The sequence below is a fragment of the Myxococcus llanfairpwllgwyngyllgogerychwyrndrobwllllantysiliogogogochensis genome (genome assembly GCF_006636215.1).
In the GTDB taxonomy this organism is placed as follows: domain Bacteria; phylum Myxococcota; class Myxococcia; order Myxococcales; family Myxococcaceae; genus Myxococcus; species Myxococcus llanfairpwllgwyngyllgogerychwyrndrobwllllantysiliogogogochensis.
This window is the reverse complement of sequence record NZ_VIFM01000735.1, coordinates 1-467: the sequence shown is the minus strand read 5'-3', so window position 1 is coordinate 467 and position 467 is coordinate 1. Positions and strand designations below refer to the sequence as shown.

The 467-nt window shown below is 61.5% G+C and carries 1 protein-coding gene; it reads left to right on the top strand.

Going from position 1 to position 467, the window contains the following annotated elements:
- Positions 1-398, top strand: a 398-nt coding sequence (locus FJV41_RS55675) for an ABC transporter permease subunit (protein ID WP_438616796.1), incomplete at its 5' end; no start/stop codon positions are given.
- Between the last annotated feature and the right edge of the window lie 69 nt (positions 399-467).

Below are 467 nucleotides of genomic sequence, written 5' to 3'. Positions count from 1 at the left end.
TGATGTGGATTTCGACTCGCAGCGCCACGATCCGTATCTATATGCTCTCCACCGGACTGGCGACGCTGGCCGGGATCGTCTTTTCCATTTATACCCAGGCGGGCTATGCGCTGGCGGGCGTCGGCGTCGAGCTGGATGCGATTGCCTCGGTGGTGATCGGCGGTACGCTGCTAAGCGGTGGCGTCGGTACCGTGCTGGGAACGCTGTTCGGGGTGGCGATCCAGGGGCTGATTCAGACCTACATCAACTTCGACGGCACCCTCAGCTCATGGTGGACGAAAATCGCCATCGGCATTTTGCTGTTTATCTTTATCGCGCTGCAGCGTGGTCTGACCGTGCTGTGGGAAAATCGGCAGAATGCGGCGGTGACGCGGGTGAGCGGGGCGGGGAGTCGCTAAGAAATGCTCCTCCCGCAGGCGCGGGAGGAGCGGGCAGGGCGCTTAGGGGTCCGGGAACGCTTTAAAAAC